This window comes from Azospirillum sp. P4_B5 (assembly GCF_056402275.1).
Genome location: NZ_JBFUHT010000004.1, coordinates 42559 through 56794, shown reverse-complemented (window position 1 = coordinate 56794; position 14236 = coordinate 42559). Strand labels below are relative to the sequence as shown.

The following is a 14236-nucleotide window of genomic DNA, read 5'->3' as shown; positions in this document are numbered from 1 at the left end:
GCCATGCAGTCCGTGACCCCAAGCACCCCGTTTCCGCCCGGCAACCCGTCTGCCGCCCTGCTGGCGCGTCTGGCGATCCGCCGGGGAGAGCATCGCGGGCCCACCGCCGGACTGGCGCCGGGCCATGTGCAGGCGAACCTCGCCATCGTTCCCGCCGAGGTCGCCTCCGCCTTCGAGCGCTTCTGCCGCTCCAACCCGGTGCCCTGCCCGCTGCTCGCCGTGTCGCAGCCGGGCGATCACCGCTTTGCGGAGCTTGGCGCGGACCTCGACCTGCGCACCGACTTCCCGCGCTACCGCGTCTACCGCGACGGCCTGCTGACGGAGGAGCCGGAGGATCTGCTGTCCGTCTGGCGGGGCGATCTGGTCGCCTTCGCCATCGGCTGCTCCTTCTCCTTCGAAGAGGCACTGCTCGCCGCCGGCCTGCCCGTCCGCCACATCGAGCGCGGCTGCAACGTGCCGATGTACGTGACCGACCGGGACTGCGTGGCCGTCCCACCCTTCGCCGGCCGGATGGTGGTGTCGATGCGCCCGATGACGCCCGTGCAGGCCGAGCGCGCTGCCGCGGTGACCGGGCGCTACGCCGCCGTCCACGGCGCGCCGGTCCACATCGGCGACCCGGCGGCGCTCGGCATCCGCGACCTGTCGCGGCCGGAGTTCGGCGACGCCGTTCCGCTCGCCCCCGGCGAGGTCCCCGTCTTCTGGGCCTGCGGCGTCACTCCCCAGGTGGCGCTCGCCGCCGCCCGCTTGCCCTTCGCCATCGCCCACAGCCCCGGCCACATGCTGGTCACCGACCGGCTGAACGCCGAGCTGGAGGGCGTGTCCCCTTCGGTCGCGCAACTTTTCAGACAAGAACAGGGAGCTTCATGACATGACCGCGATCACCCTGCGGACCCGCCTCGCCGCCGCCGCCTTCGGCATCGGCCTCTGCGCCACCCCGGTCGCGGCCTTCGCCGAGACCTGGGACATGCCGACCCCCTACCCCGACACGAACCTGCACACCATCACGGTGCGCCAGTTCGCCGAGGACGTGAAGGCGGCGACCAACGGCAAGATCCAGATCACCGTCCATTCCAACGGCTCGCTGGTCAAGCATCCGGAGATCAAGCGCGCCGTCCAGTCCGGCCAGGCCCAGATCGGCGAGGTGCTCATCAGCTCCTGGGCGAATGAGGATCCGCTCTACGGCCTCGATTCCGTGCCCTTCCTGGCGACCGACTTCGCCGCCTCGAAAAAGCTCTACGAGGTGTCCAAGCCGTACCTGGAGAAGAAGCTGGAGCGTCAGCGCCTCAAGCTCCTCTACTCGATTCCGTGGCCGCCGCAGGGCCTCTACGTGAAGCAGGAGATCGCCTCCGTCGCCGACCTGAAGGGGCAGAAGTTCCGCGCCTACAACCCGGCGACCACCCGCATCGCCGAGCTGGCCGGCGCCGTGCCGACCAAGATCGAGGCCGCCGAGGTGTCGCAGGCCTTCGGCACCGGCATCGTCACCGCCATGATGACCTCCGCCGCCACCGGCGTTGACACCAAGGCGTGGGACTTCGTGAACGTCTATTACGACGTGCAGGCCTGGCTGCCGCGCAACATGGTGTTCGTCAGCACCGAGGTCTGGAAGGGCCTGGACGACGCCACGAAGAAGGCCGTCGAGCAGGCCGCCGCCAAGGCCGAGGCCACCGGCTGGACCGAGTGGGAGAAGAAGACGGCGGAGCTGAACCAGACCCTGTCCGGCAACGGCATGAAGGTGCTGACCCCGTCTCCGGCGATCAAGGACGGCTTCGCCGCCATCGGCAAGACGATGACCGAGGAATGGACCAAGGCCGCCGGCGCCGACGGCGACGCGATCGTTTCGGCCTTCCGGAAGTAAGCGGCGGCGACACTGGCCCCCACCCTAACCCTCCCCCGCTGAGCGGGGGAGGGGATTTAAACTCCCTCCCCTGCGTTAGCGGGGGAGGGCCGGGGTGGGGGCAATACGCCCACCACCAAAAAACACCCCCCGCCCGCTCTACCCGGAGGTGGTCGCGCCATGCGCACCGCATTGACCTTCCTTTACCGCGCCGCCGAGGTCCTGGGCGCGGTGTTCCTGGTGCTGATCGCCGTGCTGATCGTGTCCCAGGTGTTCGCCCGGCTGGCCAACCGCATGGTGCCGGGAGCTGACGAGCTGGCCGGCTACTGCATGGCCGCCTCCTTTTTCCTGATGCTGGGACCGGCGCTGCGCCGCGGCGCACACATCCGCGTCGGCGTGCTGGTCGACCGGCTGCGCGGAGGACCCCGCCGTGTCGTGGAGCTGATCTGCCTCGGCTTCGGCACCGCGCTCAGCGCCTATTTCGCGTGGTACTGGCTGCGCATGACCTACGATTCCTACGATTTCGGCGATCTGGGACAGGGGGTGCTGCCCATCCCGCTATGGATTCCGCAGGCCGCCATGGGTGTCGGGCTGGTGATCCTGGTGATCGCCTTCCTCGACGACCTGCTGGCGGTGATCCAGGGGCGCGAGGCGTCCTACCAAAGCGCCGGCATGCAGAGCGAGGGCTGACCCATGGACCAGACAACCGCATCCATCGTCGTCGTGGTGACGATGCTCCTGATGCTGGGGACCGGCATCTGGGTGGCCCTGGCGCTGGCCGGCGTCGGCTTCGTCGCCATGGCGCTGTTCACCACACGCCCCGTCGGCATGGTCATGGCGACCAACATCTGGGGCGCCAGCACGAGCTGGACCCTGACTGCCCTGCCGCTGTTCATCTGGATGGGCGAGATCCTGTTCCGAACGCGCATCTCGTCCGACATGTTCAAGGGGCTGGCCCCATGGACGGGCTGGCTGCCAGGACGGCTGATGCACGTCAACATCGTCGGCTGCACGATCTTCGCCGCCGTCTCCGGCTCCTCGGCCGCGACCGCCGCGACCATCGGGCGGATGACCATCCCGGAACTGACCCGGCGCGGCTACGACCCGATGATGATCGTCGGCACGCTGGCCGGCGCCGGCACGCTGGGCCTGCTGATTCCACCCTCGATCATCATGATCGTCTATGGTGTGGCCGCGGACGTGTCCATCGCCCGGCTGTTCATCGCCGGCGTCATTCCGGGCATCGTGCTGACCGGGCTGTTCATGCTCTATGTCGGCGGCTGGTCCCTGCTGAATCCCGACCGTGTGCCGCCGCGGGAGGCACGCCAGAGCTTTCTGGAGAAGATCCGCGACACCGGGTCGCTGATTCCCGTCATGCTGCTGATCGTCGGGGTGCTCGGCTCCATCTACGCGGGCATCGCCACGCCGACAGAGGCCGCGGGCATCGGCGTTCTGGGATCGCTGGTGCTGGCGCTGGTGACCGGCTCGATGAGTTGGGCGACCTTCCGCGACAGCGTCCTGGGAGCGGCGCACACCTCCTGCATGATCGGCTTCATCCTGGCGGGGGCGGCCTTCCTGACCGTCGCCATGGGCTACACCGGCATTCCGCGCCTGCTGGCGGAGTGGATCACCTCCATGCAGCTCTCCACCGCGTCGCTGCTGGTCGTGCTGACGCTGTTCTTCATCGTCATGGGCTGCTTCCTGGACGGCATTTCGATGGTCGTGCTAACCACCTCGGTCATCCTGCCGATGGTGCAGAACGCCGGGATCGACCTGCTGTGGTTCGGCATCTACATCATCATCGTGGTGGAGATGGCTCAGATCACCCCGCCGGTGGGCTTCAACCTGTTCGTCCTGCAATCGATGACGGGCAAGAGCATCTTCGCGGTCGGCAAGGCCAGCCTGCCCTTCTTCATGCTGATGATCCTGATGGTGGCGCTGCTCTGGATCTTCCCGGGCATGGTGACGTGGCTGCCCTCGCTGATGATCGGGTGAGGAGCGGCATCATGGACGTCCGTTTCACCACGGCGGGCGACACCGCCTTCAACGTGGAGTTCGGGGAGGGCATCGACCGCCCGACCAACGCCCGCGTCATGGCCCTGCACGCCCGGTTGAAGGCCGCCGCGCCGCCGGGTCTGGTGGAGACGGTGCCGACCTTCCGCTCGCTCCAGGTCGTCTACGACCCGATCGCGACGAGCCGCCGGGAGGTCCAGGCCGCCGTCGAGGCGGAACTGGCCCACGCCGATGAGGCGCCGGCCGCAGGAGCCCTGTGGCACCTGCCCGTCTGTTACGACCCGGATCTCGGCCCGGACCTTGCGGAGCTGTCCGCGTCGCTCGGCCTGACGGCGGAGCAACTGATCGCCCTGCACGGATCGACCGAGTATTTCGTCTACATGCTGGGCTTCATGCCGGGCTTCGCCTACATGGGCGACCTGCCGGCGGAGCTGGAGAAGCCGCGGCGCAGCGAGCCGCGCGTCCGCGTGCCGGCGGGCTCCGTCGCCACCGCCGGGCGGCTGACCACCGTCTACCCGTGGGAAAGCCCGGGCGGTTGGCACCTGATCGGGCGCTGCCCGGTGCCGCTCTACGACGGCGCCCGCCCTGCCCCGGTCCTGCTGGCCGCGGGTGACCGGGTGCGATTCGAGGCGGTGGACCGCGCCCGCTTCGACGCGCTGTCGGCCGAGGCCGCCGCCGGCCGCTTCGATCCCGACACGCTGAGGGCCACGCCATGAACGCGCCCTCCCTTGCGCCCTGCCTCACCGTCGTCCGGCCGGGGCTGTTCGCCACCATCCAGGACCTTGGCCGCTTCGGCCATCAGGAACTCGGCATGCCGGTGGCCGGCGCGCTCGACCCCATCGCCCTGCGCCTCGCCAACGCTCTGGTCGGCAATCCGGCGGGCATGGCGGGGGTGGAGGTCGCCCTGCTCGGCCCGGCGCTGAAGGTGGAGGCCGACGGCGTGCGCGTCGCCGTCGTCGGCCCGATGGCGCTGAGCTTGGAGCGCGAGGGGCAGCCGCCCCAGGCGCTGGAGCCGCACCGCAGCCACACGCTGGCGCGCGGCGACGTGCTGAAGCTGGGCGCCGTCACCGGGGCGGCGGTCGCCTATCTGGCGGTGGCCGGCGGCTTCGCGCTGGAGCCGTTCCTGGGCAGCCTGTCCACCTACGTGCGCGCCGGCATCGGACCGCTCGGCGGCAAGCCGCTGGGCGACGGAACGCGCCTGCCGCTCCACCGCAACGACGCCCCGCCGGGCAGCGACGTGGAGTTGCCGGAGCCGCCGGATTACGGCGGCGGGCCGGTGCGGGTGGTGCTCGGCCCGCAGGAGGACCGCTTCACGGCGGAGGCGGTGGAGACGTTCCTGTCCGCCGGCTACCGCGTCGGCAAGGACGCCGACCGCATGGGCCTTCGGCTCGACGGGCCGACGCTGGCTCACACCGGCTCCGCGGACATTCCGTCGGACGGGCTGGTCACCGGCTCGATCCAGGTGCCGGGCAACGGCCAGCCGATCCTTCTGCTGAACGACCACCAGACGGCGGGCGGCTACGCCAAGATCGCCACGGTGATCTCCGCCGACCTGCCCCGCGTCGGCCGGCTGAGCCCCGGCGGCGGCCTCAGCTTCCGCGCCGTCACGGTGGAAGAGGCGGAGGCCATCCGGCGGCGCCAGGAACAGACCATCGCGGCCTGGGTCCGCGCCATCCGTCCGGTGCGCCCGGCGGGCGGTGTCGATCTGGAGGCGCTCTACGCGGAAAACCTGGTGTCCGGGGTCGTCGACATCGTCAACGGCAACGGCGACATTCTGAACCAAGAACAGATGTGCGGGAGGGCACCATGACCATCACCGTGAACCTGAACGCCGACCTGGGCGAAGGCTTCGGCGCCTACGACATCGGCGATGACGATTCGATGCTGGGCATTGTCGCCTCCGCCAACATCGCCTGTGGTTTCCACGCCGGTGATCCGCTGGTGATGACGCGGACCGTCCGGAACGCGGTTGCGAAGGGCGTCAGCCTGGGCGCCCACCCCTCCTACCCCGACCTCCAGGGCTTCGGGCGCCGCCCCTTGCGGATGTCGGCGGCGGAGGTCGAGGCGATGGTCGCCTACCAGATCGGCGCGCTGATGGGCATCGCCGCCACCGCCGGCGGTTCCGTCACCCATGTGAAGGCGCACGGCGCGCTGAACAACATGGCGGCGGTCGACGAGTCGCTCGCCCTGGCGATCGGCCGGGCGATCAAGGGCGTCGATCCCAGCCTGATCTACCTCGCCACCGCCGGTTCAGAGATGGCGCGGGCCGGACGGACGCTGGGCCTGCCCACGGCGGAGGAGGTCTTCGCCGACCGCGCCTACGACGACAACGGCAACCTCGTGCCGCGCGGTCAGCCCGGTGCGATGGTCCACGACCCGGACGTGGCGGCCGCCAACGTTCTGCGCATGCTGGAGGAGGGCGTGATCCTGTCGGTCACCGGCACCCGCATCCCCTGCACCGTCCATTCCGTCTGCGTCCATGGCGACGAGCCGAGCGCGGTCGCCATGGCCGGCAACCTGCGCCGCACGCTGGAGGCGAAGGGAGTCCGCATCGTTCCTCTGCCGGAACTGCGGCACCGCTTCTAGGAAAGGGCGATCATGCGGGCCGCAGATTCGCCGCTTCGGCGAGGCTGGTGAGCGTGTCGAGGATGACCTGAGGGCTGACCGGCTTGCGCAGCACCACCAGCGGCTGCCAACGGTCGGACGTCAGGTCATCCTCGCCAGCCTCCATCGACAGGAAGCCCGTCATCACCAGGATCGGCAGTCCGGAGGCCCTGACCCGCAGTTCGCGGATCAGGGCGCGGCCGTCCATCCGCGGCATGCGCAGATCGGTGATGACGAGATCGGCGGGATCGGCGCTGTAGCGCTCCAGCCCCTCCTGCCCATCCTGGGCCAGGGTCACCCGGAATCCCTTGCGGGACAGGAAATCCTCCAGCGCCATGGCGGCGAGGGCCTCGTCCTCGGCCACCAGGACATGCAACGGAACGGTGACAGGGTCAGGCATGAGCGCGCTCCACGTCCTGAACGGAGGGATGGGACACCGGCACAATGATGGTGAAACGGACGCCACGGCTCCCGTCGTCGTGGGTCACGTTCGCCGCGTCGATCCGCCCGCCCATGGAATCGATGATGCCATAGCCGATGGACAGGCCGAGTCCGGACCCCTTCCCGACCTCCTTGGTCGTGAAGAAGGGGTCGAAGATGCGGGGCAGGATGTCCGGATCGATGCCGCCGCCGTCGTCGGTGATGGTGATGACAGCCCGCCCGGCGGTCATGTCGCAGCGCATGCCCACCGTGATCCGCCCGGCGGCCGGCGACCCGTCGGGGTCGGCGCGCCATTCCAGGATGGCGTCGCGCGCGTTGGACAGCAGGTTGACCAACACCTGCTCCAACTGCAGGGGACGCCCGCGCGTGACGCAGTCGATGGCCGGGACGTCGCTCACGACCTCGATGTTTTCCAGGGCGAACTGGTTGGACACCAGTTCGACGGCGGAGCGGAGGCAGGCCGCGGGTTCGAAGCGCTGGGTCGCGCCGTCGCGGCGGCTGAAGGTGCGCATATGGTCGATGATGCGGCCCATGCGCTCCGCCTGTTCCGACATGATGGTCAGCACCTTGTCCAGGCGCGCGGTATCGGTGTCGCCGTCGCGCAGGCGGGACAGGGCGTTCTCGGCCCAGATCCGGATGATGTTCAGGGGCTGGCTCATCTCATGGGCCATGCCGGCGGCGAGAGTGCCCAGGGTGGCCAGCTTGGAGGCCTGGACCAGCTCCTCCTGAAGCCTCTTGCGGTCGGTGATGTCGCGGGCGCTGCCCAGGATCTGGACCACCCGCCCATCCTCGCCGCGCACCGGCACCAGCACGGTGTGCCAGGTGCGCCGCCCGACGGGAAGCTCCAGCGTCTCCTCATAATCGACCGGTTCGCCCGCGGCGACGCAGGCGCTGTAGCGTTCGATCACCGCCGCGGCGGTTTCCGGGGGAACGGCGTCGCGGACCAGCCGGCCGCGGATGGTTTCCGGGTCGATGCCCGTCGCCCGCGCGTGGGCGGGGTTCAGCGTGTCGTAGGCGAAGTCTCCGTCAGGCAGAACCGTGACGACGAACAGCCCCTCCGCCAGATTGTTGAAGAAGCTGGCGTAGCGCAGTTCGGCCTGACGCCGGATCTCGATCTCGCGCTGAAGGGCTCCGTTGGCGTCGGCGAGCTGGGTGGCACTGGGCAGAGCGAGGGCCTTGGGCATCTGCACCCACAAGGCGACGGCGGTCAGCACCGACACCATTGCGGTCAGCGCCTTGACGATGCCCTCCACGGCATAGTCGGGATACCACAAGGTCCACAAACTGAAGAAATGCGTCGTGCCGCAGGCCAGGATGAAGGCGGCGAACAGCCAGACGATCCAGGTGAAGGCCACGTCGCGGCGCTTCACGACGAAGTAAAGCAGCGCCACCGGGATCGAATAATAGGAGAGGCCGGTCAACACATCGGACACGATGTGCAGGGTCAGGATTTCCGGACGCCAGAACAGGCACACGCCGTGAGGCAAGTACGCGCTGGTGTCGAAGAAGGCTTCCACGCCACCGAACATGCCGCCCCTCTTTTATTCGGTCACCGTCCGCGGTCCAGCCGGGTCCGGAAACGCCGCCGTTTCTCTGATCTCGCCACAAAACTTTAAAGCACAACGCCTTGTAGCACCATGCCGCGATGGCTGCGTCAGCAAACGCTACTCGAATCAGACAGGAGGAGCAACACGCGGAACGCGATACCAGCGAATGGTCAGCGCGCTCCGCATGGCTTTGGATGAACGTTACGCGGCGGTGTGCACCTTGCGGTTTTGCTCGCGGGTCTTCAGAAAGCGCAGGGCCGGGAAATCTTCCTGCGTGCGGTTCAGGTGCCAAGCGTTGCGGGCCAGGAACACCAGCGCCCCGTCATGGTCTTCCGCCGCCGCCGAGCGGTTGAGGTCGAGGAATTTCTTGAGCTGGTCCTCGTCGTCCGTCTCGATCCAGCGGGCGGCGTCCACCCCCGCCCCCTCGAAGCGGGCGGCGAGGCCGTATTCCGCCTCGATGCGGGCGGCCAGAACCTCGAACTGCAGCTGGCCGACCACACCGACCACCCAATCCGCCCCGGTCAGCGGCTTGAACACCTGGGAGGCACCCTCCTCCGCGAAATGCTCCAGCGCCTTGCGCAAGTGCTTCACGCGCATCGGGTCTTCCAGCCGGACGCGCTGCAGCAGTTCCGGCGCGAAGCTCGGCACGCCGGTGAAGCGCAGGTCCTCGCCCTCGGTCAGCGTGTCGCCGATGCGCAAGGACCCGTGGTTGGGGATGCCCATGATGTCGCCCGGCCACGCCTCTTCCGCCAGTTCGCGGTCGCGGGCCAGGAACAGCACGGCGTTGTTCACCGCCATCAGCTTGCCCGACCGGACATGCTTCAGCTTGGCGCCGCGCTTGAACTTGCCCGAGCAGATGCGCACGAAGGCGATGCGGTCGCGGTGGTTGGGGTCCATGTTGGCCTGGACCTTGAACACGAAGCCGCTGAACTTGCCCTCGTCGGGCTGAACGGAGCGCTGTTCCGCCGGCTGCGGGCGCGGCGGCGGGGCGTTCTCGGCGAGACCCTGGAGAAGCTCGCGCACGCCGAAGTTGTTGATCGCGGAGCCGAAATAAATCGGCGTCAGGTGACCGGCGCGGTAGGCTTCCAGGTCGAAGGGCGGCATCAGCCCGCGGGCCATTTCCACCTCCTCGCGCAGCTTCGCCACCGCGTGGTCCGGCAGCAGCTCGTCGAGGCGCGGGTCGTCGAGGCCGTTGCACTCGATGCCGTCGTCAATCTCGTCGCCCTTGGTGCGATCCATCAGGATCAGGCGGTCGCGGATCAGGTCGTAGCAGCCCAGGAAGTCGCGGCCCATGCCGATCGGCCAGCTCGCCGGGGTGACCTCCAGCGCCAGCGAGCTTTCGATTTCGGAAATGAGGTCGAAGGGATCGCGCGCCTCGCGGTCCATCTTGTTGCAGAAGGTGATGATCGGCACGTCGCGCAGGCGGCAGACCTCGAACAGCTTCAGGGTCTGGCTTTCGATGCCCTTCGCGCCGTCGATCACCATGACGGCGCTGTCCACCGCGGTCAGCGTCCGGTAGGTGTCCTCCGAGAAGTCCTCGTGGCCCGGCGTGTCCAGCAGGTTGAAGGTGCGGCCCTCGTAATCGAAGGTCATGACGGAGGCGGTCACCGAGATGCCGCGCTCGCGCTCCACCTTCATCCAGTCCGACTTGGCGCGGCGCTGCTCGCCGCGGGCCTTGACGGCGCCGGCCATCTGGCCGGGAGGCGGAACGCCCCACGGCCCTCTTCGTTCGGACGTATAGATAGCAGCGAAGACCGCCCCATTCCAGCCTTCATCCCTCCCACCGAAAGGAAGGAAGGATGAAGGAATCCGGTGTACCTTACAGGCTCAGCTCGGCGATCTGCACGGCGTTCAGCGCGGCGCCCTTCAGAAGCTGGTCGCCGCAGACGAACAGGTCCAGGCCGTGGTCGCCGAAGATCAGGCTGGTGCGGATGCGGCCAACCTCGACGTCGAACTGGCCGGTGGCGTTCAGCGGCATCGGGTAGACGCCGTCCGCCGGCACGTCCTTCACCACCACGCCCGGCGCATCGGCCAGAACGGCGCGGGCGGCGTCCGGGGTGACCGGCGACAGCGTCTCGACCGTGATCGCCTCGGAATGGGCGCGGTAGGTCGGGATGCGCACCGCGGTGCAACTGACCGGCAGGTCCGGGATCTCCAGGATCTTCCGGGTCTCCCAAGTCACCTTCATCTCTTCCTTCGTGTAGCCGTTCTCCTGGAAGGCGTCGATCTGGGGGATCAGGTTGAAGGGGATCGGGTGGCGGAACACGCTGTTGACGACCGGCTTGCCGTCGAGCTGGTTGCGGGTCTGCTCCTCAAGCTCGGCCATGCCCTCGGCACCGGCGCCGCTGGTCGCCTGATAGGTGGAGACGATGACGCGCTTCAGGCCGAAGGCCTTGTGCAGGGGCCCGAGCGCCACGACGGCGATAGCGGTCGTGCAGTTCGGGTTGGCGACGAGCTTGGCGTCGCCCATGGCGTGGGCGTTGATTTCCGGCACGATCAGCGGGACGTTGTCGTCGTAGCGGAAGGCCGAGGAGTTGTCGATCACCAGCGCCCCGCCCGCGGCGATGGCCGGCGCGTGCTCCTTGGCGAAATCACCGGACACGGCGAGCAGGACGATGTCGTAACCCTTCACCTTCTCGACGTCGAACGCCACGAGGGTCTTCTCGCCGAACGGGGTCTCGACGGTCCGGCCGGCGCTGCGCTCCGACGCGAACAGCCCGAGTTCCGCGACCGGGAACGAACGGCGGTGAAGAACATCGACCATCTCGCGGCCGACGGCGCCCGTGGCACCGACGATGGCGACGCGGCGGGGAGAAGGAGAAGAGGTGCTCATGGGTGTGGTCCGTCCTTTGGTCTTGCCCGGATCGAGCGTGGACGGCGGCCCCAGATGCACCAAGGCCCCGTCCGTGTCCGGCGGGGCCTTCGTGGTGGGTGAAGCGTCTTACTCGATCAACGCACGCCACCATCCGACGGCCCGCCGGAGCGGGTCGTTTTGGTAGTGGTGGTGGTGATGGCGAGCGAGCGATTCATAACCCGGTAGATAAACGAAAGGCGCGGGGCTTGTAAAGCGCCCGCGCCTTCGCAACACAATTTTTGTCCGGGGCCGGACGGTGGTGCGTCAGCCCTCGGTTTCGGCAGGATGCTCCGGCTTCACGGGATGCACGTCCCAGATCTCCGTCGCATATTCCATGATGGTGCGGTCGGAGGAGAACCAGCCCATGTTGGCTGTGTTCAGGATGGCCTTGCGCGTCCATTCCTCCTGGTCGCGGTAGAGGTCCATGGCCGCCTGCTGCGCCTGGCAATAGTCGGAGAAATCCGCGGTCACCAGGAAATGGTCGCCGCCGTCGGTCAGCGCCTGGAGGATCGGATGGTAGCGGTGGGGATCGTCCGGCGAGAAGACGCCGGTGGAGATCATGTCCAGCGCCCGCTTCAGGCTGGGGTTGGAGGCGATGACGTCGCGCGGGTTGAAACCGCCGCTGGCCCGCAGGTCGTTCACCTCCTCGGCGGTCAGGCCGAAGATGAAGATGTTGTCGTCGCCCACATGCTCGCGGATCTCGACGTTGGCGCCGTCCAGCGTGCCGATGGTCAGCGCGCCGTTCAGGGCCAGCTTCATGTTGCCGGTGCCCGACGCCTCCATGCCCGCGGTGGAGATCTGCTCCGACAGGTCGGCCGCCGGCATGATGATCTCCGCCGCCGTCACGTTGTAGTTCGGCAGCAGCACGATCTTCAGGTTGTCGTGCACCGACGGGTCATGGTTCACCACCTTCGCCACATCGTTGATGAGCTTGATGATGAGCTTCGCCATGTGATAGCTCGGCGCCGCCTTGCCGGCGAAGATCTTGGTCACCGGCACCCAGGAGACGGTCGGGTTGTCGCGCATCTCGTTGTACAGCGCGATCGCCTGGAGGATGTTCAGGAGCTGGCGCTTGTATTCGTGCATGCGCTTGACCTGCACGTCGAACAGGCTGTCGACCTGCACGTCCACCCCGGTCTGGCGCGCGATGTAGGCGGCCAGCCGCTTCTTGTTCTTGCGCTTCGCGCGGCGGAACTCCTCGCGGAAGACCAGATCGTCGGCCTTCTCGGCCAGCGCCTTGATCTGGCTGAGGTCCTTGATCCAGCCGTTGCCGATGCGGCTGGTGATCAGCGCGGCCAGCGGCTGGTTCGCCTGATGCAGCCAGCGGCGCGGCGTGATGCCGTTGGTCTTGTTGTTGATGCGCTCCGGGAACTCCGCGTGGAAGTCGGCGAAGACGGTCTGCTTCATCAGCTCGGTGTGCAGGGCCGACACGCCGTTGACCTTGTGCGAGCCGAGGAAGGCCAGATTGCCCATGCGCACCCGGCGGTCACCGCGCTCGTCGATCAGCGACAGGCGGGACAGCCGCGCGTTGTCGCCCGCCGCCCGCGCCTTGGAGCGGTTGAGGAACTTGGCGTTGATCTCATAGATGATCTGCATGTGGCGCGGCAGCACGCGCTCCATCATGCGCACCGGCCACGCCTCCAGCGCTTCCGGAAGCAACGTGTGGTTGGTGTAGGAGAAGGTCGCGCGGGTGATGTCCCACGCCTTGTCCCAGAGCACGCCGTGCTGGTCCACCAGCAGCCGCATCAGTTCGGCGATGCCGATGGCCGGGTGCGTGTCGTTGAGCTGGATGGCCGCCTTGTCCGGAAGGCTGTCGAAGTTGGAATGGTGCTGCAGATAGCGGCGCAGGATGTCCTGGAGCGAAGCGGAGGTGAAGAAATACTCCTGCTTCAGCCGCAGTTCCTTGCCGCCCTCCGTCGCGTCGTTCGGGTAGAGGACGCGGCTCAGATTCTCGGTCAGCACCTTCTGCTCGACCGCTTTCATGTAGGCGCCGTCGTTGAAGTGGCCGAAGTTGAAGTCGCGCGTGGCGCGGGCCGACCACAGGCGCAGCGTGTTGATCGTGTCCCCGCCGTAGCCGACCACCGGCGTATCGTAGGCCATGGCCAGCACGCGCTCGGCGTCCACCCAGCGGTAGGCGCGCTCGCCCACCGAATCCCGGAACTCCTCGACGCGGCCGTAGAACTGGACGGGGTACAACACCTCCGGACGCGGGAACTCCCACGGGTTGCCGAACTGCAGCCACTGCTCCGGATACTCGACCTGCCAGCCATGCTCGAAGCGCTGCTCGAACAGACCGAACTCGTAACGGATGCCGTAGCCGTAGCCGGGCAGCGCTTCCGACGCCATGCTGTCGAGGAAGCAGGCGGCCAGACGGCCGAGGCCACCGTTGCCGAGCGCGGCGTCCGGCTCCGCCTCCACCACGTCGTCGAGATTCAGGCCGATGCGGTCGAGCGCCTGACGGCACTGGTCGGTGATGCCGAGGTTGGCGAGGCTGTTGGTCAGCAGGCGGCCGATCAGGAACTCCAGCGAGAGGTAGTAAACGCGCTTGGCGTCCTGCTGGTAATAGGTCCGCGTCGTGTCCATCCAGCGGTCCACGAGCCGGTCGCGCACGGCCAGCGCCACGGTGTGGAACCAGTCGCGCCGGGTCGCCGCCCGCGCGTCCTTGCCGACGGAATAAACCAGCCACTCCAGAAACGAGCGCTTCAGCCCGTCGACATCCAGACTGCGGCGTTCGATCTCGCGGGACTTATACCGAGCGTCCATGTCTTGACTTTCTTCTTTCGAGGGCCAACTGGAGCGGCGGTTTCTTAGCCGGTCTTCCATCGGCGGCAGTTTCCGGGGTCCTTGGTTAAGCAACGTTTAAGTCGCCGCGGCCAACCAGTCGAAACGGCTAGGCCGTTCGTCCAGAGCAACAGCCGGGGCTTGCCCTTGTGCCAGACGCGC

12 protein-coding genes are annotated in these 14236 nt (G+C 67.9%); 7 read left to right on the top strand and 5 right to left on the bottom strand.

The window, feature by feature from the left end; genetic code table 11:
- Positions 1–3 precede the first annotated feature (3 nt).
- The 7 genes from AC1DVI_RS03975 to AC1DVI_RS03945 all read left to right on the top strand — a co-directional run bounded on the left by AC1DVI_RS03975 (position 4) and on the right by AC1DVI_RS03945 (position 6433).
- Entirely contained in the window at positions 4–867 is an 864-nt protein-coding gene (locus tag AC1DVI_RS03975; protein WP_476956837.1) for a putative hydro-lyase, read from the top strand.
- Position 868: 1 nt separating this feature from the next.
- Positions 869–1855, top strand: coding sequence for a TRAP transporter substrate-binding protein (locus AC1DVI_RS03970; protein WP_476956836.1), 987 nt, complete (start codon positions 869–871; stop codon positions 1853–1855).
- A 159-nt stretch (positions 1856–2014) separates the two neighbouring features.
- Complete coding sequence (locus tag AC1DVI_RS03965) at positions 2015–2524, top strand: TRAP transporter small permease (RefSeq protein WP_476956835.1); 510 nt, start codon at positions 2015–2017, stop codon at positions 2522–2524.
- 3 nt (positions 2525–2527) lie between these two features.
- Positions 2528–3829 (top strand): TRAP transporter large permease, encoded by a 1302-nt coding sequence (locus tag AC1DVI_RS03960; protein ID WP_476956834.1) that lies wholly within the window; start codon positions 2528–2530, stop codon positions 3827–3829.
- A gap of 11 nt (positions 3830–3840) precedes the next feature.
- On the top strand, positions 3841–4563 hold the full coding sequence (gene pxpB / locus AC1DVI_RS03955; RefSeq protein WP_476956833.1) for a 5-oxoprolinase subunit PxpB: 723 nt from the start codon (positions 3841–3843) through the stop codon (positions 4561–4563).
- Complete coding sequence (locus AC1DVI_RS03950) at positions 4560–5657, top strand: 5-oxoprolinase subunit C family protein (RefSeq protein ID WP_476956832.1); 1098 nt, start codon at positions 4560–4562, stop codon at positions 5655–5657. The genes pxpB and AC1DVI_RS03950 overlap by 4 nt, the downstream gene beginning before the upstream one ends.
- Positions 5654–6433, top strand: a complete 780-nt coding sequence (locus tag AC1DVI_RS03945) for a LamB/YcsF family protein (protein ID WP_476956831.1) — start codon at positions 5654–5656, stop codon at positions 6431–6433. Before AC1DVI_RS03950 ends, AC1DVI_RS03945 begins: the two co-directional genes overlap by 4 nt.
- Before the next feature lie 10 nt (positions 6434–6443).
- Here the strand turns inward: AC1DVI_RS03945 and AC1DVI_RS03940 are convergent, their stop codons facing one another.
- The 5 genes from AC1DVI_RS03940 to AC1DVI_RS03920 form a co-directional block, all read right to left on the bottom strand.
- Positions 6444–6851 carry a response regulator gene (locus AC1DVI_RS03940; RefSeq protein WP_476956830.1) on the bottom strand — a complete coding sequence of 136 codons (408 nt, stop codon included), beginning with the start codon at positions 6849–6851 and terminating at the stop codon, positions 6444–6446.
- Positions 6844–8421: a sensor histidine kinase gene (locus AC1DVI_RS03935; protein ID WP_476956829.1), complete on the bottom strand. Its 1578-nt coding sequence runs from the start codon at positions 8419–8421 to the stop codon at positions 6844–6846. Before AC1DVI_RS03935 ends, AC1DVI_RS03940 begins: the two co-directional genes overlap by 8 nt.
- A gap of 219 nt (positions 8422–8640) precedes the next feature.
- Positions 8641–10131 (bottom strand): peptide chain release factor 3, encoded by a 1491-nt coding sequence (locus AC1DVI_RS03930; protein ID WP_476956828.1) that lies wholly within the window; start codon positions 10129–10131, stop codon positions 8641–8643.
- A 127-nt stretch (positions 10132–10258) separates the two neighbouring features.
- On the bottom strand, positions 10259–11272 hold the full coding sequence (locus tag AC1DVI_RS03925) for an aspartate-semialdehyde dehydrogenase (protein ID WP_145671931.1): 1014 nt from the start codon (positions 11270–11272) through the stop codon (positions 10259–10261).
- Positions 11273–11557: 285 nt separating this feature from the next.
- The gene (locus AC1DVI_RS03920; RefSeq protein WP_476956827.1) at positions 11558–14056 is read right to left on the bottom strand and encodes a glycogen/starch/alpha-glucan phosphorylase; all 2499 of its coding nucleotides are present in this window, start codon (positions 14054–14056) and stop codon (positions 11558–11560) included.
- Positions 14057–14236 lie beyond the last annotated feature (180 nt).

What these genes read in the sequence shown, in the direction of transcription:
- AC1DVI_RS03975 (WP_476956837.1), top strand. Translation starts at nt 4, where the DNA reads ATGCAGTCCGTGACCCCAAGCACCCCGTTTCCGCCCGGCAACCCGTCT.
- AC1DVI_RS03970 (WP_476956836.1), top strand. Translation starts at nt 869, where the DNA reads ATGACCGCGATCACCCTGCGGACCCGCCTCGCCGCCGCCGCCTTCGGC.
- AC1DVI_RS03965 (WP_476956835.1), top strand. Translation starts at nt 2,015, where the DNA reads ATGCGCACCGCATTGACCTTCCTTTACCGCGCCGCCGAGGTCCTGGGC.
- AC1DVI_RS03960 (WP_476956834.1), top strand. Translation starts at nt 2,528, where the DNA reads ATGGACCAGACAACCGCATCCATCGTCGTCGTGGTGACGATGCTCCTG.
- pxpB (WP_476956833.1), top strand. Translation starts at nt 3,841, where the DNA reads ATGGACGTCCGTTTCACCACGGCGGGCGACACCGCCTTCAACGTGGAG.
- AC1DVI_RS03950 (WP_476956832.1), top strand. Translation starts at nt 4,560, where the DNA reads ATGAACGCGCCCTCCCTTGCGCCCTGCCTCACCGTCGTCCGGCCGGGG.
- AC1DVI_RS03945 (WP_476956831.1), top strand. Translation starts at nt 5,654, where the DNA reads ATGACCATCACCGTGAACCTGAACGCCGACCTGGGCGAAGGCTTCGGC.
- AC1DVI_RS03940 (WP_476956830.1), bottom strand. Translation starts at nt 6,851, where the DNA reads ATGCCTGACCCTGTCACCGTTCCGTTGCATGTCCTGGTGGCCGAGGAC.
- AC1DVI_RS03935 (WP_476956829.1), bottom strand. Translation starts at nt 8,421, where the DNA reads ATGTTCGGTGGCGTGGAAGCCTTCTTCGACACCAGCGCGTACTTGCCT.
- AC1DVI_RS03930 (WP_476956828.1), bottom strand. Translation starts at nt 10,131, where the DNA reads ATGGCCGGCGCCGTCAAGGCCCGCGGCGAGCAGCGCCGCGCCAAGTCG.
- AC1DVI_RS03925 (WP_145671931.1), bottom strand. Translation starts at nt 11,272, where the DNA reads ATGAGCACCTCTTCTCCTTCTCCCCGCCGCGTCGCCATCGTCGGTGCC.
- AC1DVI_RS03920 (WP_476956827.1), bottom strand. Translation starts at nt 14,056, where the DNA reads ATGGACGCTCGGTATAAGTCCCGCGAGATCGAACGCCGCAGTCTGGAT.